25 protein-coding genes and 1 pseudogene are annotated in these 26,431 nt (G+C 28.5%); 19 read left to right on the top strand and 7 right to left on the bottom strand.

What is annotated here, in order from left to right:
- Positions 1-193 precede the first annotated feature (193 nt).
- The 3 genes from NGI68_RS03905 to NGI68_RS03895 are packed head-to-tail and all read right to left on the bottom strand — an operon-like array spanning position 194 to position 3,041.
- The gene (locus NGI68_RS03905) at positions 194-988 is read right to left on the bottom strand and encodes an ABC transporter permease subunit (RefSeq protein WP_251860162.1); all 795 of its coding nucleotides are present in this window, start codon (positions 986-988) and stop codon (positions 194-196) included.
- An 18-nt stretch (positions 989-1,006) separates the two neighbouring features.
- A complete protein-coding gene (locus tag NGI68_RS03900) occupies positions 1,007-1,924 on the bottom strand; it encodes an ABC transporter ATP-binding protein (protein WP_251860201.1) in 918 nt (305 codons plus the stop codon).
- Positions 1,896-3,041 carry a transcriptional regulator gene (locus NGI68_RS03895; RefSeq protein WP_251860161.1) on the bottom strand — a complete coding sequence of 382 codons (1,146 nt, stop codon included), beginning with the start codon at positions 3,039-3,041 and terminating at the stop codon, positions 1,896-1,898. Before NGI68_RS03895 ends, NGI68_RS03900 begins: the two co-directional genes overlap by 29 nt.
- Positions 3,042-3,347: 306 nt before the next feature.
- On the opposite strand from NGI68_RS03895, the gene NGI68_RS03890 reads away from it, so the two are divergent.
- The 5 genes and pseudogenes from NGI68_RS03890 to NGI68_RS03865 all read left to right on the top strand — a co-directional run.
- The gene (locus NGI68_RS03890) at positions 3,348-3,626 is read left to right on the top strand and encodes a hypothetical protein (RefSeq protein ID WP_251860160.1); all 279 of its coding nucleotides are present in this window, start codon (positions 3,348-3,350) and stop codon (positions 3,624-3,626) included.
- A 298-nt stretch (positions 3,627-3,924) separates the two neighbouring features.
- Positions 3,925-4,419: a pyridoxamine 5'-phosphate oxidase family protein gene (locus NGI68_RS03885; RefSeq protein ID WP_251860159.1), complete on the top strand. Its 495-nt coding sequence runs from the start codon at positions 3,925-3,927 to the stop codon at positions 4,417-4,419.
- A 446-nt stretch (positions 4,420-4,865) separates the two neighbouring features.
- The gene (locus NGI68_RS03875; RefSeq protein WP_251860158.1) at positions 4,866-5,165 is read left to right on the top strand and encodes a hypothetical protein; all 300 of its coding nucleotides are present in this window, start codon (positions 4,866-4,868) and stop codon (positions 5,163-5,165) included.
- Positions 5,166-5,333: 168 nt separating this feature from the next.
- Complete coding sequence (locus tag NGI68_RS03870) at positions 5,334-5,801, top strand: YsnF/AvaK domain-containing protein (RefSeq protein ID WP_251860199.1); 468 nt, start codon at positions 5,334-5,336, stop codon at positions 5,799-5,801.
- 83 nt (positions 5,802-5,884) lie between these two features.
- Positions 5,885-6,301: pseudogene (locus NGI68_RS03865) on the top strand (YsnF/AvaK domain-containing protein); the annotation flags it as partial.
- 137 nt (positions 6,302-6,438) lie between these two features.
- Here NGI68_RS03865 and NGI68_RS03860 read toward each other — a convergent pair.
- The 3 genes from NGI68_RS03860 to NGI68_RS03850 form a co-directional block, all read right to left on the bottom strand.
- Complete coding sequence (locus NGI68_RS03860; protein ID WP_251860156.1) at positions 6,439-6,690, bottom strand: hypothetical protein; 252 nt, start codon at positions 6,688-6,690, stop codon at positions 6,439-6,441.
- A 326-nt stretch (positions 6,691-7,016) separates the two neighbouring features.
- Positions 7,017-7,448, bottom strand: a complete 432-nt coding sequence (locus NGI68_RS03855; protein ID WP_286010070.1) for a threonine/serine exporter family protein — start codon at positions 7,446-7,448, stop codon at positions 7,017-7,019.
- Complete coding sequence (locus NGI68_RS03850) at positions 7,448-8,053, bottom strand: threonine/serine exporter family protein (RefSeq protein ID WP_251860155.1); 606 nt, start codon at positions 8,051-8,053, stop codon at positions 7,448-7,450. The genes NGI68_RS03855 and NGI68_RS03850 overlap by 1 nt, the downstream gene beginning before the upstream one ends.
- 552 nt (positions 8,054-8,605) lie before the next feature.
- On the opposite strand from NGI68_RS03850, the gene NGI68_RS03845 reads away from it, so the two are divergent.
- The 12 genes from NGI68_RS03845 to NGI68_RS03790 all read left to right on the top strand — a co-directional run bounded on the left by NGI68_RS03845 (position 8,606) and on the right by NGI68_RS03790 (position 22,076).
- Positions 8,606-9,163 (top strand): HD domain-containing protein, encoded by a 558-nt coding sequence (locus tag NGI68_RS03845; protein ID WP_251860154.1) that lies wholly within the window; start codon positions 8,606-8,608, stop codon positions 9,161-9,163.
- A gap of 208 nt (positions 9,164-9,371) precedes the next feature.
- A complete protein-coding gene (locus tag NGI68_RS03840) occupies positions 9,372-10,949 on the top strand; it encodes a C1 family peptidase (RefSeq protein ID WP_251860153.1) in 1,578 nt (525 codons plus the stop codon).
- Between the two features lie 231 nt (positions 10,950-11,180).
- Complete coding sequence (locus tag NGI68_RS03835) at positions 11,181-12,842, top strand: peptide-binding protein (protein ID WP_251860152.1); 1,662 nt, start codon at positions 11,181-11,183, stop codon at positions 12,840-12,842.
- 61 nt (positions 12,843-12,903) lie between these two features.
- Complete coding sequence (locus tag NGI68_RS03830; protein ID WP_251860151.1) at positions 12,904-13,872, top strand: ABC transporter permease; 969 nt, start codon at positions 12,904-12,906, stop codon at positions 13,870-13,872.
- Positions 13,873-13,883: 11 nt separating this feature from the next.
- Positions 13,884-14,717, top strand: a complete 834-nt coding sequence (opp4C, locus tag NGI68_RS03825) for an oligopeptide ABC transporter permease (protein ID WP_251860150.1) — start codon at positions 13,884-13,886, stop codon at positions 14,715-14,717.
- An 11-nt stretch (positions 14,718-14,728) separates the two neighbouring features.
- A complete protein-coding gene (locus NGI68_RS03820) occupies positions 14,729-15,736 on the top strand; it encodes an ABC transporter ATP-binding protein (protein WP_251860149.1) in 1,008 nt (335 codons plus the stop codon).
- 42 nt (positions 15,737-15,778) lie between these two features.
- Positions 15,779-16,819 (top strand): ABC transporter ATP-binding protein, encoded by a 1,041-nt coding sequence (locus tag NGI68_RS03815; RefSeq protein WP_353505343.1) that lies wholly within the window; start codon positions 15,779-15,781, stop codon positions 16,817-16,819.
- Between the two features lie 364 nt (positions 16,820-17,183).
- The gene (locus NGI68_RS03810) at positions 17,184-18,791 is read left to right on the top strand and encodes a cell shape-determining protein (RefSeq protein ID WP_251860148.1); all 1,608 of its coding nucleotides are present in this window, start codon (positions 17,184-17,186) and stop codon (positions 18,789-18,791) included.
- A 537-nt stretch (positions 18,792-19,328) separates the two neighbouring features.
- Positions 19,329-20,123, top strand: a complete 795-nt coding sequence (locus tag NGI68_RS03805) for a hypothetical protein (protein ID WP_251860147.1) — start codon at positions 19,329-19,331, stop codon at positions 20,121-20,123.
- Positions 20,124-20,333: 210 nt separating this feature from the next.
- Positions 20,334-20,882 (top strand): biotin transporter BioY, encoded by a 549-nt coding sequence (locus NGI68_RS03800; protein ID WP_251860146.1) that lies wholly within the window; start codon positions 20,334-20,336, stop codon positions 20,880-20,882.
- A complete protein-coding gene (locus NGI68_RS03795; RefSeq protein WP_251860145.1) occupies positions 20,869-21,036 on the top strand; it encodes a hypothetical protein in 168 nt (55 codons plus the stop codon). Before NGI68_RS03800 ends, NGI68_RS03795 begins: the two co-directional genes overlap by 14 nt.
- Before the next feature lie 41 nt (positions 21,037-21,077).
- Positions 21,078-22,076 carry a thiolase family protein gene (locus tag NGI68_RS03790; RefSeq protein WP_251860144.1) on the top strand — a complete coding sequence of 333 codons (999 nt, stop codon included), beginning with the start codon at positions 21,078-21,080 and terminating at the stop codon, positions 22,074-22,076.
- Positions 22,077-22,265: 189 nt separating this feature from the next.
- Here NGI68_RS03790 and NGI68_RS03785 read toward each other — a convergent pair whose 3' ends face one another.
- Complete coding sequence (locus tag NGI68_RS03785) at positions 22,266-23,132, bottom strand: MurR/RpiR family transcriptional regulator (protein ID WP_251860143.1); 867 nt, start codon at positions 23,130-23,132, stop codon at positions 22,266-22,268.
- A gap of 277 nt (positions 23,133-23,409) precedes the next feature.
- Between NGI68_RS03785 and NGI68_RS03780 the strand changes: the two genes are divergently transcribed.
- Together NGI68_RS03780 and NGI68_RS03775 are read left to right on the top strand one after the other, a co-directional pair.
- Positions 23,410-25,899: a hypothetical protein gene (locus tag NGI68_RS03780; protein ID WP_251860142.1), complete on the top strand. Its 2,490-nt coding sequence runs from the start codon at positions 23,410-23,412 to the stop codon at positions 25,897-25,899.
- Entirely contained in the window at positions 25,899-26,378 is a 480-nt protein-coding gene (locus tag NGI68_RS03775; RefSeq protein ID WP_251860141.1) for a PTS sugar transporter subunit IIB, read from the top strand. The genes NGI68_RS03780 and NGI68_RS03775 overlap by 1 nt, the downstream gene beginning before the upstream one ends.
- The last annotated feature ends 53 nt before the right edge of the window (positions 26,379-26,431 follow it).

Genomic DNA, 26,431 nt, shown 5'->3' with positions numbered 1-26,431 from the left:
TTATTTAGCGTAATAACTGAAAAAACAAATAATTTATTAAAACACCGTAGTATTCAAGTCTGAATTTTGCGGTGTTTTTTTCGTGTATTTCTTTTAAATGATATTTTTTCAGTATATTTACTGGTACCCTTTCGTCAAAAAACATAAAAATTAATTACGTGAGAAACAAAATTAAAAGATCAATAATATATATTTAAATCAGTTTCTCAGGAATAAACTTAGAGGAAATCCTCTTTATCAATATATAATCAAGTATCAAGAGAACACCGCCACCTATAAACATTACAACTTTGCTGAGCAAAAGTACACCTGTCATTTGAGCCACTAATATAAGAATCACTGGAATGACAAGAAGGCCGCTTACTTGCTGTGCTTCTTGGAAGGTTTCTGATTTGGACGATACCATCACAGTAAATATTAACGATAATAAATTGATTGCAGGTGAAATCCAAAGTATGATTATAAGCCATTTTACATCTGGAAAAATAAGTCCTCCAAAATAGATAAAACCACCTACATTAAATATGATGCCAAATACTATAAATGAAATCAAAGTCACGATGTAAGATGGCACAAAAACACCTAAAATCTTGGCTCTAAGCAGTTGTTCCATGGATATTGGTGTGTAAAGCAGAGACTCTAGGGTTTTATGTTCCTTTTCTCCCACAAAACTACTGGCTCCAATAACTCCTGAACACATTATTGGAATTATAAGAAAGTATGATGGAAACATAAAGTCTATCGTTATTTTTATTAAAAGTTGGGCTGGAGTATATGTTTTATATTCAGAAGGTAATTTTTTTATAAGAGGAGCTATCTTTGTAAACATACTTGAATCATTTCCAATATAGTTCGCACCTATCAATATTGCTAGGGGTATGATTACAATCAAAACAATCGGTACAATAGTCATAGGAATAATAACCCGTTTTGAACTTGTTATTTCATTTATATCTTTACGTATCAATGCTTTTTCATTTCTATTCATATTCTAACTACTCCTTAACTATAATTTCACATCATCAGATGCACCTTTTATATATTTAAAGTACAGTTGTTCCAAAGACCATTTCTGCTGTACAGCCTCATAAATTTCTCCACCACTTGTCAGTATGTTTTGTATTAGAGTATTTACCTCTTTGTCTCCTGAAACAGATTTGTTATATATATCGTTACCTTCATGGATAAATCCAAATTCTTTAGGAATATTTTTTCCCCTAATTTTTAATTTAAGGGCTGCATTTTTCCTTGAAGCAAGTTCATCAAATGTACCTAAACCAAGGATATTGCCGTTGTTTATAAAACCATATAGTGTACAAATATCTTCAGCATATTTTAATTGATGGGTACAAAGAAAGATTGTAACCTGGTTTTCCTCTGCAAGTTCTTTTATAAGTCTTGTAACATTAAGTGCATTTTCTGGATCTAAGCCAGAAGTAGGTTCATCAAGAAATAAAATTTGAGGATCGTGGATTAATGCTATAGCTAAAGAAATTCTCTTTCTCATTCCTGTGCTAAAAGATTTTACCTTTTTATCCTTTACATCTAGTAACTCTAATCTTTTGAATAAAAAGTTAGTACGTTCATTAAGCAATTTTTCCTCAATCCCATGCATTTTTCCAAAGAATATTAGATTTTCTCTAGCAGTAAGATTTTCATAGCAGGAGGAACTTTCGGTCATAACTCCACATAATCTATGGATCTCAAGATTATTTTTCCCCACAGGTATTCCTAAAATTTCAGCATGTCCTGATGTTGCTGAAAGAATTCCATTAAGGATTCTAACTGTAGTGGTTTTTCCTGAACCATTAGGGCCAAGAAAGCCAAATATCTCACCCTTTGGTATACTTAGACTTATATTGCTTAGCGCATTGGTTTGCCCATCATAGGATTTTTTAAGATTCTCTATATTTATTGCATTCACTTTTTTCACCTAACTTTTCTTTCAATTTTTTAATAAGGAAATTATACCCTTCATCTTCTCTTAAGGGTTCAAATGCAGGATTTCGAGTAACTGCATCAACAAAATTTTTCTTAATTGTTATCTCATCGATTGGAGTGTTTGCTCCAATAAAATTATTATCATCAAGCCATTTACCTACATGAGTAAAATATTCATTTTCTTTAAAACCCAATGGAAATTGGATACTGCAAACAGTGTTTATATATCGCTCTAATGCATCTATTGCCTTTTCTTTATTTTGCGCTATCAAATACCCTTGTGCAGCAACGATATGAATTGCAAAAACATCATTTGTGAAAATCTCTTTTAACTGAAAAGAATCAATAATCTGAATGCCTTGAGAATAAATTTTTTCAAATAAAACTGGGTCCATCATGTTTAGGGAAAGATAATTGTTTAAAAGTGTTAATGTGTTTATTACATTGTTGTAAAGTAGTATTTGATTCACTTTATTTGCTTCGGCAGTTTTCCCTTGCATCTGATACGCATTAATCAGTATGACGTCATCTCCTCTATATGGATCTAATTTATTATCTAATAAGCGAATAACTTCTTCGCTATTTCCTAGTATCATCTCTGCCAATGCTTCCATAGTATTTGCATTTTTTATGTAAGAAATGTTCTCTGATTCCTCTTTTATTCTCCTACTTAGCAATATACATTGTTGAAAAATTTCTTTTTTTATTTCATCATTTTTTATCAAATTCGAATAGTTTAATAATAATTGAATAATAGAAAGCAAAAAAGGAAAACAAGAATAGTATTTTTTTATTAATTTATTACACTGTCCCATTACTTCATCAAATGGTTTTAGAGCAAATTCATGAGAGAGTTTACTATAAATTTTTTTAATATCTTCCTTTGTAAGTTGTGGGGAATATCCTAATAATTCATCTACTGAAATATTAAAATAAGTTGCAAGCTCAGGAAGAAGCAAAATATCGGGATAACTTGATCCAGATTCCCATTTGGAAACAGATGCTTTAGAAACTCCAATGTAATTTGCCAACTGTTCCTGCGTTATTCCCTTCTCTTTTCTATTATGAATAATACATTTACCTATATTTAACCCTCTCAAATTTATCACCTCTAATAATATTTTATGTGTTGCTCTATTTTCTGTAAATAGATTTGTAGTTGATATTAGTAGAAAAAGTTAACTTGCAGGAAACCTGTTTTTATAATTAAAGCCTTTCTTTTTATTAAGAAAGGCTAATTTAAATAATCTTTAATTCACAATTTCTAAGGATCGTAACTCTATATAATGATTATTGCCAATCTAAATTAGATATATGTAGGGATTCTAATCTTTATAGCTCTATTTCAAGGGAATATAAAATCAAAATCATGTAAATATGATATAATTACCATTCCTTAACTCAAAATGGTAAATTTAGATGAAGTAAATATTATTTTATATAATTTTGATTACAATTCAATTTCAGAATTTAAAACAATTAACGGAGTAAATATCTCTTTCACATCATTGGAGGATTGGTGTGTAATTTATCAATTAATCCCTAATAGAGAAGGGAAAGTAAAGGTAATAGAAAGTTACCTGCTATTGAATGGAATTAAGAACCCCTTTTTATTAGAAAGAGCATTAAAGGGTAATTTACCGATAGAGGTAAGAGAGAAAATTAAAAAGATATTAAGTTCGTAACATGAAATAAAGACGAATTAAAATGTTCTTTGAAAATTGAATAGTAGGGTGTTTACAAAATGTGTTATGAATTAATTCTTAAGTAAAAAAATATTTTTATAAGACATATAACATATAGATAAAGGAGAATTTGACTCTTTTATTTAGAAATGATATTATTAAAAATAAAAGAATAATAAAAATTGCCACCGGGTAGGGATGCTATAAGCATTCATGTGGACATCATTAGGTCATAGAAGATGTACATATGGATGCTTGTTTTTTACAACATCAATAAGTTTTATGAAGGAGAAAAATTATGTTTAGAGAAATGCGTAGAAAAAATCAGTTACTTACAGAGAACGAAACAACTAAGATATTCGAAAAAGGTACGTCAGGTGTATTAGCAGTATTAGGTGATGAAGATTATCCTTATGCAGTTCCACTTAGTTATATTTATTGCGATTCTAAAATATATTTTCATGGAGCTAAGTTTGGTCATAAGATAGATGCCATAACAAAATGTAAAAAAGCATCTTTCTGTGTAATAGATGAAGATAATGTCATATCAGAAGAATATACAACTTACTTTAGAAGTGCAATTGCATTTGGAAAGATAAGAGTTATTGAGAATGAAACAGAAAAAAGAAATGCAATTGAAAAGTTAGCAGCAAAGTATACTCCAGAAGATGAAGAAGGTCGTCTAAAAGAAATTGAAGGAACATACAAAGCACTTTGCATGATTGAACTAGATATTGAACATATGACAGGAAAAGAAGCAATTGAGTTAGTACGAGCAAATAGTAAATTTTAGCTTATACAATATAAATGTAGATTGTGAATTCTACTTAAGTATAAAGCAATATTTAAATAGATTAAAAATAAGCAATCTTAAACTGTGAGTTCTTAGATAAATTTCAACTTTAAAAATAAAATAAAATGATATATTAAAACACCGTATTATTCAAAAGTGAATATGCGGTATTTTTTATGTCACAATACAAAGATATTAAGTAGTAAAATTATATATTTTTTTATTTTATAAAATAGAAATAAAATCAGATACGCAATATTTATTACAATCGGTAACAATGTATGGATTGCAGGTAGTTCAGTTATTTTGCCTGGTGTAAAAATAGGGTTGCATATTGTACAGATACCTATGTGTAATAATTAGGTTATTATGATATAATTTTCATAAAAGTTAAGTTAGATTTGGGAAAAGTTATTATGAAATAGTACTGTAGAAAGGTGAATAAAATGAGAAGAATCCAAACCTTGGAATTTAAGTTAAGCGTACTAATACTTATAATTATTTCTTTTATTGTACCAGGAAATATAGGGCAAAATGAAATTTTAATAGAATATAAATTTGGGTTTCCTTGTGATTATTTGTCAATATACCAAGAGAATAAAAGTGGTTGTCAACTATTTAGTAATCTATTTGATGGAAATAAAGGAATCCACATTGATATATTAGGCTTCTTTGCTAATGTTTTTATTATTTATGCCTTATTGGTGTTAATAAAGAAAATATATATGAAAGTTGATGTGAAATAATTACTTAAAGAATTATGGTCGTCAAGTATTATATAACCTTTTAAATGAAAGAGCATTTATTTGTTGTAAGCTATTTACTATACCTCCATATTTCACAAAGTATATATTACTTTTCTCAGGATAAAATATTAATGATTTAAAAATATATATTTGCAGGAGGTAAAATTTATTATGGGTTTATTTGATAATTTTTTTGGCGATGATGATAATAATATGGAAAATGATAATAAGAAAAGAAAAGATGAGGGAAAACTTACACTTCATAAAGAAGAGCTTGATATAAATAAAACTAATGTTCACAAAGGTGAAGTTGAATTAGGTAAGGAAATTATTGAAGAACAAAAAACAGTTGATGTTCCAGTTACTCATGAAGAAGTTATTATTGAAAGAAGATCACTAGATAACGAAGCTAGTGATACACCTATAAGTGATGAAGAAAGTATACGTATTCCAGTTAGTGAAGAACAAATTAATGTGGATAAACGCACAATGGTAACTGGAGAGGTATCTGCTCACAAACGTGAGGTTGAGGAAACAAGACAAGTAGAAGAAAATTTAAAAAGAGAAGAAGCTCGTATAAATACAAATGGTGATGCAGATATAGTGGATGACAATGAAGATGAGGGATTCCATTAAAAAATTTATAAAATAAATAAAAAACACCTCTCAAATTATATAAATTTAGGAGGTGTTTTTTAGGAGGATAGAGTATGTTAAATAAAGATATACCTAATAATTCAGATAATAATGTTAAGATGAAACTTCGTGAAGAACAGATGCAAATATCTAAAAGCAAAATAGAAACTGGTAAGGTATCTATTCACAAAGAAACTTCAACTGTGGAAAAGAATATTACTGTACCTATAAAACGACAAGAGATTGTTATTGAAAAAACTGTTTTTGATCCTAAATTTAAGGATAAATCACATAGTCATACTGAGACTATTAGAATTCCTATAATGGAAGAACGTATTGATATACGTAAGCGTCCAGTAAATTTAGAAAAAGTTTCAGTTAGTAATCATAAGTATAAAGATGTAAAACATATAACTGAAAAATTGAAAAAGGAAGTGCCTCATATTAGTATGAATGAAGATATAAAAATTCAGGATACAAAAATGGATAAAGAATATTAAAGTTAATTAGCATAATAAATAAAATTATTTCAATAATATAAAATAAAGCTAATTATTATAATATATAAAATTAATTTAGTAATATATAAGGACAAGTAGTTTTGAAACTACTTGTCCAATTAAATATTAATAAAATGCTAGTCTATTATACTTGCACTAATTTTTTCTAAATCTCCAATATTAGGAATAGTATTTTTGATGGCTTGAACGATTTTATTTTTTTGTTCATCAGTTAGTGTTGAGTTAGATGTTATTCTAAGACAAGGTAATTCAATTCTAAGATCCAAACCTAAAATTACTAAATCTATAGGGCAAGGAATAGAAACACAAAGTATTTCATCTCCAGTACAACAACCTGATGGACAAGATGTTCCGCATTTATCTGACATGAAAAAGCACTCCCTTTGTTTTTTATATTTTTCTTTTGTTACACTATTATAATATGTACATATCAATAAAATGTTACTTTAAATGTTATTATTTAAGTAATTGTAAGCTTAATCATTAAATTATATAATATTAGTTTTTTAGAACATTAGTAAAAAACTGTATTATTCAAAGTTGAATTCTACAGTTTTTTAGTGTGTTCAGTATGATTAATAACTAAAATTGTAATAGTAATAGTTAAAAAATAATTCACATAAATCTAAATAGCAATTAAACATACTTTCATAACAGATAACCTATCAATTTTTAATTGGAATTTTTTGTATTTTCATAGCAGGGATAAAAAATAAATAAAAATAACAGATACCGCAACAATACCTGCAACAATACCTACTGTTATCATTATTGTTTCTAAGCCTTTTTGTATAAATAAGTTTTCATTTCTTTGTAGCATTGCATTCATGGTATAATAAAGGGTTCCTCCTGGAAGAAGTGGAATAATTCCTGGTATCATAAAAATATTCGCTGGTGCTTTTAGTATTCTTGCCATTAATTCTGACCAAATGCATACTATCATTGCCGCAATCATATTCCCAATAAATATACTTCCTGTCATGGTATAAGTAATAAGATAAATTGTCCAAGCAAGGAGGCCTCCAATGGTTGCTGCTATTATATGCTTGTTATTTACCCGAAAATACAACGTAAATCCAAGTGTACCAATTCCAACCATCAACACTTGGATTACATTCTGTTTCATTAAAAGACACTTCCTAATAATATCACGGAACTTACAAATCCTATTGCAATTGACACAGCAATCATAAATGCTTCAATCAGCCTGTATAATCCTGTCATTATATCTTGATAAAACATTTCTTTTACACCATTTATTAAAACTAATGCCAGTATAAAGAGCATAATATTACCAATAATGACTTTATCTACCTTCATACAAAATCCTATATATTCACATAACTGTGCTAGACATCCTGACAAAAAACTGGCGATCACCGTATATATAACACGATTTAATTTACGAAGTTGAAAAAAATGATCCATTCCCAATATTCCAATTGCAATAATTGAAGCTGCCATACCGTCTATAAAGGCTCCACCAAAAAATACAGCAAAACTACCTGCAGACAACATATAGCCTAAGCATTTCACAATATTATTTTCTTTTCGTAAATTATTATTTTCTAACGCAGAACCTATTTCAGAAATGGAAGGAGCCTTACTACATATTTCCCTAGCCATAGCATTTAATGCTTCTAATTGTCCTAAATCGGTTGCTGTAGAATTAATTCGTACTGACTGTGTATAATGCCTTCTTTCTTTATCTTTCATTGTCATAACAATCAAAGTTGTAATGGCGTATATCTCACAGACTTTAATGTGGTATGCATTACAGATACACAGATACGTATAATCGTATCTTCTACACGACGGACCTCAGAGCCACACATTACCATGCGTCGCCCAATTTCCAACACATATTCTTGAAATTTATCATATTCTGCCTGTATCATAAATAACCTCTCCGTTAAAAATTGTTTTTTTATATATTTCTTAATATGAATAAATATTTATTGTCAAATAAATTTAGACATAAATAATTATATAATTATTTTTTATTTTATACTATAATTTGTTCTACATTTTTCCTTATTTTTTATACATAAATCAATCTTCATCTACCATAGTTGATGCTAAATAAGAAAACAATATGAAATAGGATTTTCCCTAATTTTTAACACAATTCTTTTGTAAAGTGTTGCCCCTAACATCACGTAATAGTTTAATATAAAAATATATTTATAAATAAGGTTTGTATGTTAATATAATTATTAATAGTTAAAAAAATAAGATTAATTTGGGACTAAATTAAAATTTATACTAAATGAGGTGCTTAAAATGAATCCAAGACAATTGATTGAATTTATGAGTATTGCAGAAAATCTAAAAACCAATACAAGACATTCATGGACTTCTACTGGACGTCATGAGAGTGTAGCAGAACATAGTTGGAGAGTATCTTTAATGGCATATCTAGTAAAAGATGAATTTCCACAGGCTGATATAAATAAAGTTATTTTAATGTGCATATTTCATGATTTAGGAGAGGCTATTACAGGTGATATACCTGCTTTTAATAAAAATAAATCCCATGAAATTGTAGAAAGTGATGCAGTGAATGAATTGATTAATAGTTTACCAAAATCATATAGTGGAGAATTAGCTGATTTATTTAAAGAAATGGAAGAACAGCAAACTTTGGAATCTAAAATATATAAAGCATTAGATAAGATGGAAACATTGATTCAACATAACGAAGCGGATATATCAACTTGGTTACCTATGGAATATGAACTTAATTTAACATATGGAACAGAACAAGTTAAATTCTCAGAATATATGAAAAAACTAAAGCAAGAAATTTATGAAGATTCTATAGAAAAAATGAAAGAATAAAAAATGAAGTTAACTTATCATAAAAAATGATAACAAAATTTATATATATTTTGTTTTAGAATAATTATTGAATACCTTATAAATTGTATACTATAATTTACTTGGTAAAATATTCATAGTTAAATATATGATGACTTTTATATTAAATATAAGGGTCATTATTTTTTTAGCATTTGTAAAAAATTTATTTGTATTTTAAGGAGGTATTATGAAAAAAAGGGTATTAGGTTTTTTATTAGTGGTATCAATAATGATGCTAGGCAATAACTTTATGGTAGTTAATGCCATAGGATATACTGAAAACTTACCAAGTAATTATGATTTAAGAAATGTAGGTGGAAAAAGTTATGTGACACCAGCAAGAAATCAAGGGATAGCAGGATCTTGTTGGGCATTTGCAGCTATGTCTTCTTTAGAATCTGCTATTATGAAAAAAAATGGTGGAGTGTCTATAAAAAATGAAGAAGAAAAGCATAAAGGCGTTGATTTCATTGATTTATCAGAAGATCATATGGATAGAAATCATGGATATGATTATAATGCCAAAGAAGGAGGACGCTACGAATGTGCAGTTTCTTATTTAGATAGCAGAAAAGGTCCTTATTTAGAAAAAGATTTTCCTTTTGGAAAAGTTAATAATGATGGCACATATGAGTCAACTCCAAAAAAAGAAGTAACAAATGAAAAGATACCTTATTTTGTTCAAGGAATAAAATTTATAGAAAATGTGGATGTACATACTTTTAATAGTGAAAATATAATGCTTGATAAAATTGCACCTATTAAAAAAGCAATTATGAATTATGGTGCAGTATCAACTAATATTTATCAAGCTCATGATGGAAGAAAAACTTTCCCTTATACAAATGATAAATATTACAATGATAAAACCTTTGCATATTACTGTGATGGAAATGATGGCAAATATAATAAAACCGCTAATCATGCTATATCTATTGTGGGTTGGGATGATAATTTCTCTAAAGAAAATTTTAAAACTAAGCCTAAATATAATGGTGCATGGATATGTAAAGAGGAACAAGGAACCGCCTTTGGAGATAATGGTTTTTATTATGTTTCTTATGAAAGTGTATGTGTAACCACAGACCAATATTGTTTTAAGGATGTGGTAAAAGCAGAAGAAGGATTTGATGGTATAGATCAAAATGAAACCTTAGGGTTAACTGGTTTTATGGGGAATGATTTTAGTTCTTCTAGTGGAAATGATACATATTTTAATGTATTTACTGCAAAGGAAGATTGCACATTAGAAGCAGCAGGTTTTTATTCTATGGGCAATAATTCTAAGTACAAATTATATGTAATAGATAATTTCAATAATTTTGCAAAAGAATTTGATGGTAGTAAAGAGTTTTCTGAAATAGGAAATAGATATTTAAATACATCTGGAAGCATATCTAGTGCTGGATATAGTACTATTAATTTAGATAAACCATTAACTTTAAAAAAAGGACAGAAGTATGCTATTGGTTTATGGATGGATAATAGTGATAGTTTTAATTGGATGAATATTAATAATATAAAAAATGATTATGTATTTGAAACTAAAAAGGATGTTAATCCAGGTAGTAAAAATGCAAAGATAAACAGTAATGAGACCTATGTATATGATGAAGAAGGAATGTTTAATATGGATGGGGATACAGGGATATTAGTAGATGCAAATACCTTAGTTAAAGCATCTTCTAGCATACCAGAGTTAAAAAATATAGGTAACTTGTGTTTAAAAGGGTATTATAATACTGACAATGGCTCAAAACATTAAATAAAATAATAGAATAAAATGAAAACGTATAATAGATTATAAAATAAAAAATATACAAGAAAATTTCTAAAACAATTTAGTGGGAATTTGTAAAATAATAAGAAAAAATGATAGTAATAGATGTATGTATTTTATTTTACTATAATGATTGAATATGGTAATAATTATATATTATAATCATTTTGGTATAATATCCATTATTATAAATAATTACTTTAGAGGTGAAATTTTATGAAATTAAGAAAATTATGTATTATTGCTTTGTCTGCTACACTTACAGCTACTATATTTTCTGGATGTGCTAGCAATAAAGAAGCAAAGGGAACTGATAAAAAGGCAAAAGACACCATAGTATATGGCATAAACACACCACCAACAGGTGTTTTTAACCCATTATTAAGCGATAGTAGATATGATATAAATGTAAATAGTATTCTTTATTTACCACTTTTAAATCTTGATGATAAAGGTGGACTAGTACCTGCTTTAGCAGAAAAATACGAAGTTTCTAAAGATCAAAAGACCATTACATATAAGTTAAATCCTAAAGCTAAATGGCATGATGGAAAAGAAATAACTGCAGATGATGTTGTGTTTACGCTTACAGCACTAGCGAATCCTAAATATACAGGAGAACTTAAAGATATAGTTTCAAAGGTAAAAGGTGCAGAAGAATATAACAAAGGAACAGCAAAAAATATAGTTGGTTTAAAAGCTGTGGATAAAAATACAGTAACAGTTGAATTAAAAGAAGTATATGCTCCTTCATTACTTCAAATTTCAGGAATACAGCCAATTCCAAAACATGTATGGGAAAAACAGCCAATAGAAAAATGGGTAGAATCTAAAAAATTACTTACAACTCCAGTTGGTTCAAATGCTTATAAACTTAAAGAATACAAAGAAGGAGAATTTGTTAAGTTTGTTGCAGCAGAAGATTTCTTTGGTAAAAAAGCTAAAACTAAAAACTTTACTTTAAAGATTACAAACCCTAATACACTACAAGCTGAATTAAAAAATCATAGTGTGGATATAGCTAACACTCAAGATATGAAAAAAGCTGATGTAGAAGCAGTTAAAAAAGAGGGATATAAAATAACAACTTATCCAGATTATATGTTCCAATACATGGGATTCAATCTTAGAAATGCAAAATTCCAAGACAAAAAAGTTAGACAAGCATTTATGTATGCTATTGATAGAGCTGCAATGGTAGATAAGCTTATAGAAGGAAGAGGACTAGCCATAAATACTGCATTGCTTCCAACCAGTTGGGCTTATCCAAAAGAAGGTTTAAATGAATATAAATATAGTGTAGATAAAGCTAAAAATCTTATGAAAGAAGCAGGATGGACAGAAAAAAATGGTTCTCTTACAAATAACAAAGGTGAAAAATTCGATGTAACTTTAAAGGTTCCAACAGGATCAAAACCAAGAGAACAATCTGCTGTAATTATACAAGAAGCTCTTAAAAAGATTGGTGTTAATGTTAAAATAGAATCAATGGAATTCCCAACGCTAATGACTCAAGTTGTTAAAAATCATGAATTTGATTTATATTTAATGGGAAATACTTTATCTGCTGATCCTGATCCAAAAGCTTTTTGGTCTTCACAAGCAGTATCAGACAAAAAAGGTGAAGTAGGATATAACATAGTTGGTTATAAAAATCCAGAAGTAGATAAACTTATTGACGAAGGACTTTCAACTATAGATAGGACTAAGAGAGCTGAAACTTATGCCAAATTTGGTAAGATAATAAATGAAGATGTGCCTGAAGTATTCTTATATGTTCAAAATAATGATATAGCATACAATAAAAATTTAGAAAACTTCAAACCATCAACATTCTCTGAATTCGCAAATATTGAAAATTGGGAAATACAAGAATAAAACTTAATTACAAATAGAGAAGGGGCATTAGTTCCTTCTCTTATTTTATAAGGAGTAAAATATGAAAAAGTACATTTTAAAAAGATTATTAATGTCAGTGGCTATGATTTTTGGTGTGTCTATTATTATATTTGTACTAATTCAAAGTCAACCAGGAGACCCGTATTCTACTATGTTAAGTCCTAATATTAGCAAAGAAACTGTAGAGAGTATGCTTCGTGAAATAGGATACTATGATCCATTATGGCTTAAATATGTTAAGTGGATTAAGATGGCCGTAGTTGGAAATTTTGGGTATTCAATAAAATATAAAATTCCAGTGATAGAAGTTATATCATCTAGATTATGTAATACATTTATTTTAGTTATAGCTTCATTTATAATAAGTGCTTTTGTATCTATATTGGGAGGGGTGCAAGCAGCTTCTAACAAGAATTCATCATTTGATAGAATAAGTAAGGGGTTATCATTTATTGGACTTTCTATTCCTACATTTTTCTTTGGTTTACTTTTAATAAAATGGTTTAGTTTTGATAGAAATATATTACCAACTTCCGGTATGGTTACCATAGACAAAGATTATACTGGATTTTATTATGTGTTAGATGTGTTTAAACATATGATAATGCCTACTATTGTATTAGCATTAACAATGATACCTAAAATATTTAGATACACTAGATCCTCTATGATAGACTCTTTAGAACAACAATATATTATAACTGCACAGGCTAAAGGATTAAATAGGAGAAAAGCAATTTGGAAGCATGGCTTTAGAAATTCTATGACCTTGATCATAACTATATTTTGTATGGATTTGCCAGCTTTATTTTCAAAATCATTAATAACTGAAACAATCTTTAGTTGGCCAGGAATAGGAAGACTGAATTATGATGCAGTACTTTCAAGAGACTATCCTCTTATTATGGGGATAGTAACAATAACAACTATTCTAATAATTTCTTCAAATTTTCTATCAGATGTTTTATGTGCTGTAATTGATCCAAGAATAAGACTTAGTAAGGAGTAGGAGGGATAAGAGTGAATTTGAAATATAAAAGAAAAAATACTTTAACTATATTGGCTTTAATAATTATTGTAAGTTTAATTATTATTTCTATACTAGCTCCTTATATAACTAAATATAAATTAGATGCCAGCGATCTTTATAACATATACGCTGGGCCAAGTAGAGAGCATATTTTAGGTACAGATGAAGTGGGTAGAGATGTGTTTACCAGATTAATTTATGGTGGTAGGGTATCATTAATGGTTGGTTTTTCTGCAATGATTGTACAACTGACTTTAGGAATAATATTAGGTGCAGTTTCAGGTTATATGGGTGGAGTTGTAGATAAGATAATAATGGGTATAGTTGATATTATACTTTGTTTTCCATTCTATGTTATAGCCATTACAATTGCTGCTATAGTAGGGCCTAGTATATGGAACTTAATAGGAATTATAGGGGTTTTATCATGGCCAGAAATCGCAAGAATCATTAGGTCTGAGATTATGTCTTTAAAAGAAAATGATTATGTTATGGCTGCTAGGTCAATGGGATTAAATAGTATGGAGATTATTTTTCATCATTTGCTACCCAATGTTATTACACCTATTATAGTGGCAGCAACATTAGCTATTGCTCAAGGAATACTTTCAGAGGCGGCTTTAAGCTTTTTAGGAATGGGAGTGCGTCCTCCAATGCCTAGTTGGGGAAATATGTTATCTTCAGCACAGGATCTAGCTACATTACAAAGGCAATGGTGGATGTGGATTCCCGCTGGCATTATGGTTATTATTATAGTTATTTCCATAAATCTATTAGGAGATGGAATCAAAGAGCATATGAATTCTAGAAATAAAAGAAAGTAAGGTGTAATAGTATGAGTCTTTTAAAAGTAAAGAATTTAACAACTTCATTTACCGTAGATAATGAAAGCTTTATTGCTGTAAATGATATTAGTTTTAAATTAGAAAAGGGTGAAGTACTAGGTATAATAGGAGAGTCCGGAAGTGGGAAAAGTGTTACAGCACTGTCCATTATGAATTTGATTCCAAAATCCAGTGCTATCATTGAAAGTGGAAGTATTACTTTAAATGGTACAGAGCTTACTGAATTAAGTGATGAAGAAATATGTAAAATTCGTGGGAAGGATATAAGCATTATATTTCAGGAACCTATGACAGCATTAAATCCAATCTTTACAATTGAAAAGCAAATAGGTGAAGTATTAATTATACATAATATTTGTTCTAAAGGAGAAATACAGCATAGAATCATAGACATTTTATCAAAACTTAAGATACCTAACCCTAAAGAGTTTATGAAAAAATATCCCTTTGAGATAAGTGGGGGCATGAGGCAAAGGGTAGTAATTGCCATGGCAATAATATGTAATCCTAAGATAATAATAGCAGATGAGCCTACCACTGCCTTAGATGTTACTACTCAAGCAGAAATATTAGATTTATTAAAAGATATTATGAAAACTATAGGAAGCTCAATTATTTTAATAACTCACGATTTAGGAGTAATAGCTGAAATGGCTACAAAGGTTGCTGTTATGTACAGAGGAAGGATTATAGAAACTTGTGATGCGGTAGAATTTTTTGATAACCCTAAGCATCCTTACTCAAAAGGACTTATAAACTCTATGCCAAGTAATTTTAATAGTAAAAATAGATTTAATTCTATAAAAGGCAATGTACCTTCAATATTTGAAAACATCAGTGGATGTGAATTTTGCAATAGATGTGTTAATGCAATGGATATATGCTCATGTGAATCACCTAAAAATATAAATTTAGTAAATAACCATATTGTTAGATGTTTACTTTATAATATCTTAGAAAATAAAAGCTTCCATATTGAACAAAGAAGTGATAATTAAAAAGAAGAATCTTATAAATTAACTAGGAGAGAAGATAATTGTATGGGAAAAAATGAAAATTATAAACTTATACATAGAGATGATAATAATTCAATAAATGGTAAACATAATTTATTAGAAGTTAAAAACTTAAAAAAGTATTTTCAAGTTAGAGGAGCAATTTTTTCTAACAATAAGAAAGAATTCAAGGCTATAGATGGAATATCTTTTAATCTTAAACAGGGAGAGATATTAGCATTAGTGGGAGAGTCAGGTTGTGGTAAATCCACTACAGGAAAAGCTATTTTAAGATTAATTGAGCCAAGCTTTGGAAAGGTAATGTATAAAGGAAAAACATTATTTGATGTAGAGAATAAAATATATATGCCTAAATTGGAATTGACAAGTTTAAGAAAAGAACTTCAATTTATTTTTCAAGATCCCTATGCTAGTTTAAATCCTAAGATGAATGTTGAAAAAATAATATCTGAGGGTATAAAAAAGCATAAGGTATTTCCTAAAGGTGAGGTTAAAGATAGATGTGAGGAGATATTAAATCTTTGTGGATTGAGTAAATCAGATTTAAATAAATTTCCTAGCGAATTTAGTGGAGGGCAAAGACAAAGAATAGGTATTGCTAGAGCCTTGGCTGTGAACCCACAATTTATTGTATGTGATGAGCCTACAGCTGCATTAGATGTGTCTATACAAGCACAAATATTAAATCTTATGCTGGATTTAAAGGATGAATTTAAATTAACATATCTTTTTATATCACATAATTTAGAAGTAGTAAGATATTTTTGTGATAATATTTGTGTTATGTATTTAGGTAAGATAGTTGAAAAAGCAAGTGTAAAGGATCTATATGATACACCAATGCATCCTTATTCTAAGGCCTTGATTTCTTCTGTTCCTAAGAGGCATCCTTTAGAAAAACGTGAAAAAATTATATTAAATGGAATCATACCAAGTGCATCTAATGTGCCTAGTGGGTGTAGATTTCATACAAGATGCCCTTACTGTGATGAATATTGTAAAACCCATGAACCAGAACTAAAACAGGTATCATCTGAACATTTTGTAGCCTGTCACAGAGTGTAAAAAATGTTGTTAAAATTCACCTTTTTATTACGATATATTAATGTTTGATATATCAATGTTTATAGATTAAAGTTTTCATTGCCATATATCAACGTTTATAGATTAAAATTTTTATTACTATATATAAATGTATGCAAATTAAAAAATTAAATCTAGTGATTTTATATATTATTGTGCACCATAATAGAAGAGGCAGTGTTGAGCCGTGGGAATACATAATTTAAAGATTGAGAGACATATATTATAAATTACATCTTAATAGGGTAATTATAATCACTTTTTAAACTTTAATTTTTTCTACATTTAGTTTAATATTAATTATAATAAATTTTCAATAAAATATTTTAAATCTTAGGAGGATTTTATGAACAAAAAAGTAAGGTCGAGTCTAATAGTACTATTTTTAATTATTTCTATGGCATTAATGTATTTTTTAACACCTGTTTTATCGGTGAAGTTTTATTCTTTTTACATTATATTTATTCCTATAGCGGCGATTATAGGAATTACTAGAAGCTTAGCGAAAAATAAGGTTAAATCTAAAGCTTATTATATTCCGGGGATATTAATAATTTTATTTTTATGTATGTTTATAATTACTTTGCCAATATTTAGAGCAAGTAGTTATAAAAATTTATTGCCCACTCCTAAATATGAGGAATTTTCAAAGAATATAACTCCAATTGATATAAAGGAAATTCCAACTGTAAATCAAAAGTATGCTGAATTATTAGCAGACAAAAAATTAGGAGAAGAAACATCTTTAGGTAGTAAGGTAGAACTAGGTGATTTAACACTACAAAATGTTAATGGTAAGCTTTATTATGTAGCACCATTAGTCCATTCTGGCTTTATGAAGTGGCTTTTAAATGATAGTACACCAGGATATGTAACAGTATCAGCCACAAATGATAAGGATGTAAAATTAGTAAGAAAATTAAATGGAAAAGATATAAAAATAAAATATCAACCTGAAGCTTTTTTTAATGATGATTTAAAAAGACACATATATTTAAAAGGAACATTAAATAAAGGTATAACAGATTTAACTTTTGAATTAGATGATAAGGGAAATCCATATTTTACAGCCACATTATATGATAATAAAGTTGGTATGTCAGGACTTAAAGCTGTGGGAACAGCAGTGGTTAATCCAGAAACTGGAGAGGTTAAAAAATATTCTGTAGAAAATACTCCTAAATGGGTAGATAGAATACAGCCACAATCTTTTGTAGAAAGTAACTTAAAAAGATGGGGTAAGTATATTAAAGGATTCTTTAATTTCTCAGGACAGGACAAGTTGAAAACTACAGAGGGAACAGGTGTTATATATAATAACGGAAAATGTTACTATTACACAGGGTTAACTTCTGTAGGAAAAGATGAATCAAGTATTGGATTCGCATTAATAGATACAAGAACTCAACAAACAAGAATATTTAAAATAGCAGGAGCCACAGAAACAGCATCTATGAAATCTGCAGAGGGAAAAGTGCAGAACTTAGGATATAAAGCAACATTCCCCATATTAATAAATGTGGATAATGTACCTACTTATTTTACAACTTTAAATGATAAAAATGATTTAACAAAAATGTTTGCTATGATTTCTGTAACTGACTATAATATCATAGGTACAGGAGAAAACATTACAGAATGTAAATCAAACTACATTAAAAATTTAGCAAGTAAAGGCAATTTAATAAATGTAGGTTCCACAGGAAAAGAAGAAAATGTAACAGATACTATAGAAAGAATAAATTCCTATGTGGTAGGCAATTCCACTATATACACATTTGTACTTAAAAATCATAAAGATCAAATATTTAATGCTGGAATATCCATTTCTAATGAATTACCTATAACTAAAGAAGGAGATAGCGTAAATATAAGATATGTGGATACAAAACAAGATATAATAAATGCAAGTTACTTTGATAATAAACAGTTTAGCCAGAAACAGAACAAATAGATAGAACTAAGAAGACCATAAAAATATATTTAAAGATAAAATAGGTAAGATTTTAATAATATGAAGATAAAGATACACTGATGAATCAATTCCAAATTTATTTACGATTTAAGGTGTATTTTTATCTTTTTTGTTAATGTTCTCATGTGTTTAATAACTTAATTTGTTTCACTAGCTAATATTACAACTGTATTAATTGAAGTTTAGACACATTTCAATTAACACATGTTAACTTCATTCTGATAAAATGAACAATTTATCCCCTTTCTTCATAGGTGATTTCATTCTTTCTATAATCTTATATATTAAAATTATATATTAATCTTAGTACAAATAGAATATGTTTATAACTTTATTGTCAACCATCATATTAAAAGCGGTTGACGAATGTTTCTCTTTATCATATACTATAATAAATTAAAAAGAAGGTGATATAAAATAGAAAATAAATATGATTTACATCATTATAAAAAAGAATTTTTACTTAAAAATTTTTCTGTCAATAAAATTACCCCTATAATGTTAATGATAGAAGGGATGAAACTTTTAAGACATAAGGTTGATGTAGGATACTTTATTGGAAAACAAGAGCTAACTATAAATAAAAAAGACATAGATATAAATAAATGTGATATTTATCAGTACATAAATTTAAATGATATTACATTAGATACTGCTATAGAAAAGAGTAAAAAAACAGCTACTGTAGATTATTTTGTGTGTAATTGTATAGCTTATAAAAATGAGAAAAGATTAATGGAATTTAGATCTACACTTATAAAAAAAAATAATAATTTATATAAAAAAAATATAAATGAATGTAGTAACCAATATGAATATGAAAAAAAGGGGAGCTTAGAGAGCGGTATTGAAGTCATAAGTAAAACGAAAAATATAGTTAAAAATAAAGAGGAGTTAATAACTAAGTTTCAAGATAAAGGTATATTTAAAGATAAAAGTAAATCAACAAATAAGGTTCATCATAAAAATAAAATTATAAATTCAGATGAAAAAGAATTTTTTAGGATTATAACTAAAGAAGAAGTATATAGATTTAGCCGCATTAGTGAAGATCCTAATTATATTCATAAAACTAAAAATCCTATAGTACAGGCTATGTTAATACTTTTATTTTTAGAGGATTATTTAGCATTAAGAAAAATTCATATATATGATTTTAAAATAACATATATAGAACCCGTATTAGCAGATAAAGAAATATTTTTGTGCTTTCATGATTTAAATAGTTTAGTAGGCATATGTGAAAATAAAATTTGCTTTAAACTAAGTTTAAAATCTTCTAATATTCGTAATGAGACTTCCTGTCAGTAGGATGTAGGAGAAGGTACTTTTAAGCTCACGGAGATTTTAAAACACTAATGTAACTTTAAGTAAGATTTACTCAAAATTTAACTTAGCAAAATATGATTACTACAGTTATTTTAACTAGCACAGCAAATTAAATTAAGTAAATATAATATGATAATTATTTTATAGAGAGTTTTATAACAAAATAATTTTAAATTTTGGAGGAAGATTATTGTGGCAAAGAAATTAACAATAAAAGATATGATATACTCGGCATTATTTGCAACTATTACAGCGATTTTAGGATATGTAATTATTCCACTCCCATTTAGCCCTATACCAATAACAGCCCAAAGTTTAGCTGTTATGTTAGCAGGTTGCATTTTGACTCCCCTGCAAGCAGCACTTAGCATGATAACTTTTTTATTTATGGGGATTATAGGAATTCCAGTGTTTTCAGGAGGAAGAGCTGGAATTGGAATTATTGTGGGGAAATCTGGAGGCTATCTCATTGGTTTTTTAGTTGGAGCTATAGTAATAAGTCTTTTAATCCGTAGAAATAAATCTTTTGTAAATATGTTAATAGGATGTTTTATAGGTGGAGTAGTGGTGGTACACCTTTTAGGTTCAGCATGGCTTGGATATGTTACAGCCATGGGAATTAAAAAAGCTTTTTTATTGGGTTCAGCGCCTTTTATAGTTGGAGATTTACTAAAGGCTGTTGTTGCTGTGTTAATTGGAAGTAGGTTGAATAGGAGAATGAGAAAAAGTGGAATACAATAACAATGCTGAAGGCAATAAGGTATATATAGTAGGAGGTCTTAGAACACCTATAGGTAAAACTAATGGAGATTTAAAAGATATATTGCCTGAGAAATTAGTAGGATATTTGATTAAAAATATTATTAAAAAGTATAATATTAAAGGGAATATGTAGAGGAAGTTATATTAGGTAATGCCATAGGCCCTGGAGGTAATTTGGCTAGATTAAGTTTGTTAGAGGGTGGTCTTCCTGTTTCTGTAATTGGTACAACAGTGGATTTTCAATGTGGTTCTAGTTTAAAAGCTATAAATATGGCAGCTTCTATGATAAAATCTGGAGAGAGAGATTTAATTATAGTAGGGGGAGTGGAAAGTACTAGTTTAGCTTCTAATAAACAATATAATGAAAGAGACCCTAGATATGAAGGAAAAGATGTGTTTTATAAAAGAGCCCAATTTTCACCTAACTTTATTGGAGATCCAGACATGATAGAAGGGGCAGAAAACACAGTCAAACACTTTAACATAAAAAGAGAAGAAATGGATAAATTAGCTGTGGAAAGTCATTTCAAAGCTATAAAGGCTAAAAAAGAAGGAAAACTAAAATCTTCAATTTGTAATATAAAATTGAAAGATTTTCCGTTACATAAAAATAAAATTGAATATTTAACAATATGTGATGATGAAAGTATAAGAAAAAATATATCTTTAAATCTTGTAAAAAGAGCTAGGCCAATTTTAAATAAACATGGAAGCATAACCTCAGCAAATGCTTGTTTAACTCATGATGGAGGGGCTATTTTGCTTATGGCTTCAGAAAAAGCTATAAAACAATATAATTTAAGTCCTAGAGCTATATGGAGAGGAGAAAGTTCTATAGGATTAGATCCTAATTTATCTCCATTAGGAGCCACATTATCCATAGAAAAGTTATTAAATAAATATAACCTAAACATAGATGATATAGATTTAGTGGAAATAAATGAAGCATTTTCTTTAAAAATAGCTCTGTTTTTAAAGAATTTTAATTATCCAAGAGAAAAGATAAATATTTATGGTGGTGCCTTAGCTTATGGTCATCCTTATGCAGCTTCTGGTGCAATTATAATGCTTCATTTATTAGAAGGACTTAAAAATGAAGGTGGAAAATTAGGAATAGCGTCTATGGGAGTAGCAGGAGGGTTAGGTGTAGCTACTCTAGTAGAAAGTTGTTAATTGTGTATAATATAAGAGGGTATGTTTAAATAGATTTGATTTTAAATTTATGGTATTAAAATTAAATTTATTTAAATATATTGCCTCTTATTTATATTATGTAGTTAAGACATTTACTTAGTGCATTATTAAATTTTATTTGTATAAAACTTATGTAAGTATGCTTATAGATTTAGTAGAGGTATAAAACTAATCAATTTTTTTATCCACTATTTTTGCTAAGGATACACGAGTGTTTAAGTTAGTATTAAAGTTTTTATTAAAATACATACTAAATAGTATATCTAAAATAAATCTTATAGAATCTGTTGTGGAATAATTAGAAATCTTAGAGTAAATGTTTTCTTTAGATGGTACAAAAAGCGTTACATTACTGATTTCACTTATTGGATTATCCTCTCTTTTGGTAATAGAAATAGTGGGAATACGGTTTTGTTTTAGCAACATAGCTACTTCAAGTATTTTCTTCGTTTTACCGCTGTAAGACACAATAATGGCTAAATCTTTAGGTGATAGCGTTTTAGCTATATAGCTCATACCTAGTTTATTTGAATTAGTAACAAACTTCCCGATACGTGTCATTCTATGGCAAAAATCATTGCTGGCAAGGTTAGAATAACCTTCTGCAAAAATATGAATTCTGTCTTTAGATAACATTAATTCCAGAGCTTTGTTTAAACTACTTATATCTAGCAAATTAAATGTATCATCTAAGATGTCTCTTTTCATTACTAATAGTTTTTTTGTGATAAAGCTAGGACTGTCATCTGGAGAGAAAGGAAAATTATAATCTACTCCACTTATATTTTTCTTTTCGATATCTAATTCTTTTAGAAAATATACTTTAAAAGAATTCCATCCATCAAATCCTAATTTTTGAGCAAACCTTATTAATGTAGATTTTGAAACATAATTTATACTGGCAATTTCTTTTACAGTTAAATTCATAATATTTTCTTTCTGATTTAAAATATAATTGCGAATAATAAGTTCTGATTGTGAGAAAATTTCATTGTTTTCCATCATTTTTAAAAGCTCCATATATAACAACCTCACTTTTAAATAATTATTAATAATAATTATATCTTATCTATGTTTATTGTAAAGTATGTATGTTAATGTGGAAATAAAATTTCATAAATTTAGAATACAAATGATTTGTATATAAATGTAAACGATGTATATTAGGAACCGCGTTCCAGATAAATCACATAAAAATACGCTTATTTTAGGAACGATGTTCAAAGTATAGCAACAAGTATTGAGATTTATTTAGATATGGATGTATAATAAAAACATCCTAGGGTGCAATATTTAAAGAGAGGTATGTATTGTGAATAAATTAAGAGAATTTACATTAGAAATGAGTTTAAAACCATTTAAAGTTAAAGAAAACGATTATATAGAGAATGTTTGTATTACTTTATTTGAACAATGGAAACCATTACTAAAGAACACCGAAGTAGTTGATGTATTGCTTTGGATAGGAGATGGAAGCGAAATCTTAGAATATTCTGGAGATGCCAATAAGAATATTGAATGGGCTAGATATATTGGTAGAGCAAATGAGTTTCATGGAGACTGGAGTAAAGAAAAAGATCCAGAAAAAATTGGTCCTCATGCTAAACGATATTTGTATTGTGAAAACCCACCGGAATTTACGTATGGTGATATAAAAACAATTATCAGAATTATCAAAAAAATTGGAAATGAAATTACAGGAAAACAAATAAAAGTGGGAGCTACTTTTGATCCAGGTCCAGAATTTGCAGTATCTGAATTCAAGTACAATAGACATCCGGAGATATGCACAGCTGGTACAATGGGTGATAAAAGTTTTGTTGTTAGTTATGAAACATTACATGAAGATAATTATGTATATAAGGCATATCCTAATGGAATAAAAGAAGGGACACCGTTTGCTACTTTTTTAGGTAAGCAATGTAATGAGTTTCTAAAGGACATGGAATTTGATTATATCTGGTTTTCCAATGGATTTGGATTTGGAGCAGAAAACTGGGCAACTACTGGTCCTTTGTTCGACGGGAAAACCTTTAGCCAAGATAACAGTAAAGTAATCGATGTAAAAAATAAAACTTTAAATTTCTGGAAATTGTTTAGAGCAGAATGTCCTGATTATGAAGTTCAGACCCGTGGAACAAATTTAAGTGTAGGTATTGATTTTGCCACAGATGGAGTAGCTACTAAAGAGATATATGATGGTGATTTTAATATTGTACCACCGCCAAATTCTCCTTGGGCAGCATTAGATAAAAACTTTGGATTAGAACTTTCTGGCTATATGTCAAGAATTTCAGAGTTACCACATGATAGTAAATATATGTATCGTTTTTATCTTCATGATCCATGGTGGATAAATAGTCCTTGGTTTGATAGATATGAAGGAGAGCCACATGACATTTATATGCCACTGGCTATATCAAGAATAAATTCAAATTTAGAAATAGAAAATCCAAGTTACATGAATTTATTAACTGTAGATACTTCTTTTGGGGAACTTCCAGATGAAGCTGTAAACACCGTTACTCCTCATGTTGCAAAAGCTATTAAAATGGCACCAGATAAAGCAGCACCTATTGTATGGGTATATCCTTTTAATGAATATCAAAATGTTGAAAAGTACAATGGAAAGTATAATCTTAAAAAAGCGTTTTTCGAAGATTGGTTCATTACATCTTCTATAAATGCTGGAATGCCAATTAGCACAGTTGTATCCACTGAAATATTTTCTAATCATACATTAGAAAATAATAAATATTACAGAGGTTCCACATTATTATGTCCTGTGCCTTATAAGGATTCTATATTTGAAAAATCATTGATTAAATATGTTGAGAATGGTGGAGATGTACTGTTATATGGTTCATTGACTAATGCAGGAGAAGAAATTTTAAATTTACTAAACATTCAAATTACAGATGCTATTTCTGGAGAATTAACTGTGAATTTCAAATCTTTAAATGAATTTGAAAAGGAATATGTTTCTAATACAATAAAGCATGATAGTAATATTTCAGATGGAGGAATAGACACTATAATTAGGGATAAGAATATATCCTATGAAGTACTTTCCACAGTAACTGATGGTATAAATGAAAGAGTTACTGGAATCTACGGTGAAAAAGATGGAAAGATTGTATGGGTTAGAGGAAGTAATGCCAATGAAGTAAAAGAAGGTAGTAACTTGCTTGTGCCTCATGATAATAAAAAATATTTCAATAGTGAACTACAATTAAGACATGCAATGAAAAAGTTTAATTATCATATTGAGTTTTTAAAGAAAGATATAAAATCAAAAATGCCAGCACTAACAATTCATAGAAATAATAATGCATTTATATTTTCAGGATATTTTCCCGACACAACTGTATCTATGAAAATGAGGTTTCCACTAGGAGTTCCATTGCTAATAGGACATGAAGTGTTTATTGAAGATGGATATGGAGTTTACAATTTTCCACGTTCTTTCAATCGTGAATGTCGTGTTTTTGTAACACAGGGGGAGAATGGTCCAATTTCAATGACTGAGTATGGTCCAGTAAGTATAGTGATGAAACGTAGAGTTTTATTAGAAGGATTAAAAAATGCAACGGTATATGTATTCCCAGAAGAAGGCAAAGAAGGTAAATGTGAATTGTTGCTTAATTCTAGTAAACCTAATATTGTTGGAGAAGATTTTAAATATGAATTAGTTGATACTAATTGGGGAAAGGCATACAAGGCAGAGAATGTAACAGGACATATTATGTATTCTACAGAATTTGACTCTGTTGATTATTTAGAAAATAGGAGGAAAAAATAATGGCTAACATTGTTGGATTAAGAATTGATGAAAGGTTGATTCATGGACAGGTGGCAACAGCATGGACAAATAAATTAAATGCTGAAAGAATAATGGTTATTGATAATAACATAATCAAAAGCAGTATGGATAAGATGGCACTAAAAATGGCTTGCCCAGCAAACTGTAAACTTTCTGTTCTTTCTATTGAAAAAGCTATTTTAAATTTACTATCTAATAAGTATCAAGATGAAAGAATTTTTATTATAAGTAAAGATCCTAAATACTTCTTACAACTTTTAGAGAACAATGTTACCTATGATAAATTGGTATTGGGCAATTTGGCTGGAAAAAGAGAAGCTAAAATGCTTAGAAGATCTGTGTATGTAAATGAAGAAGATATAGAAGTTTTAAATAAAATATGTGACCATGGAGTGAAGGTTATATTGCAAATGACACCAGCAGAAGCTGGAGAAAATTATAAAGATTTAATAAAATAATACATTCTGTAAAGTTATTATGAAAAAATAGCTAAATAGGCTTTATTAGCTCT

This window comes from Clostridium sp. Marseille-Q2269, from assembly GCF_943736985.1.
In the GTDB taxonomy this organism is placed as follows: domain Bacteria; phylum Bacillota; class Clostridia; order Clostridiales; family Clostridiaceae; genus Clostridium_F.
This window is presented reverse-complemented; position numbering and strand designations above follow the sequence as displayed.

Bases quoted from the DNA above. Each gene is read 5' to 3' on its own strand.
- NGI68_RS03905 (WP_251860162.1), bottom strand. From the start codon at position 988: ATGAATAGAAATGAAAAAGCATTGATACGTAAAGATATAAATGAAATA.
- NGI68_RS03890 (WP_251860160.1), top strand. From the start codon at position 3,348: ATGGTAAATTTAGATGAAGTAAATATTATTTTATATAATTTTGATTAC.
- NGI68_RS03885 (WP_251860159.1), top strand. From the start codon at position 3,925: ATGTTTAGAGAAATGCGTAGAAAAAATCAGTTACTTACAGAGAACGAA.
- NGI68_RS03875 (WP_251860158.1), top strand. From the start codon at position 4,866: ATGAGAAGAATCCAAACCTTGGAATTTAAGTTAAGCGTACTAATACTT.
- NGI68_RS03860 (WP_251860156.1), bottom strand. From the start codon at position 6,690: ATGTCAGATAAATGCGGAACATCTTGTCCATCAGGTTGTTGTACTGGA.
- NGI68_RS03855 (WP_286010070.1), bottom strand. From the start codon at position 7,448: ATGAAACAGAATGTAATCCAAGTGTTGATGGTTGGAATTGGTACACTT.
- NGI68_RS03845 (WP_251860154.1), top strand. From the start codon at position 8,606: ATGAATCCAAGACAATTGATTGAATTTATGAGTATTGCAGAAAATCTA.
- NGI68_RS03840 (WP_251860153.1), top strand. From the start codon at position 9,372: ATGAAAAAAAGGGTATTAGGTTTTTTATTAGTGGTATCAATAATGATG.
- NGI68_RS03835 (WP_251860152.1), top strand. From the start codon at position 11,181: ATGAAATTAAGAAAATTATGTATTATTGCTTTGTCTGCTACACTTACA.
- NGI68_RS03830 (WP_251860151.1), top strand. From the start codon at position 12,904: ATGAAAAAGTACATTTTAAAAAGATTATTAATGTCAGTGGCTATGATT.
- NGI68_RS03820 (WP_251860149.1), top strand. From the start codon at position 14,729: ATGAGTCTTTTAAAAGTAAAGAATTTAACAACTTCATTTACCGTAGAT.
- NGI68_RS03815 (WP_353505343.1), top strand. From the start codon at position 15,779: ATGGGAAAAAATGAAAATTATAAACTTATACATAGAGATGATAATAAT.
- NGI68_RS03810 (WP_251860148.1), top strand. From the start codon at position 17,184: ATGAACAAAAAAGTAAGGTCGAGTCTAATAGTACTATTTTTAATTATT.
- NGI68_RS03805 (WP_251860147.1), top strand. From the start codon at position 19,329: ATGAAACTTTTAAGACATAAGGTTGATGTAGGATACTTTATTGGAAAA.
- NGI68_RS03775 (WP_251860141.1), top strand. From the start codon at position 25,899: ATGGCTAACATTGTTGGATTAAGAATTGATGAAAGGTTGATTCATGGA.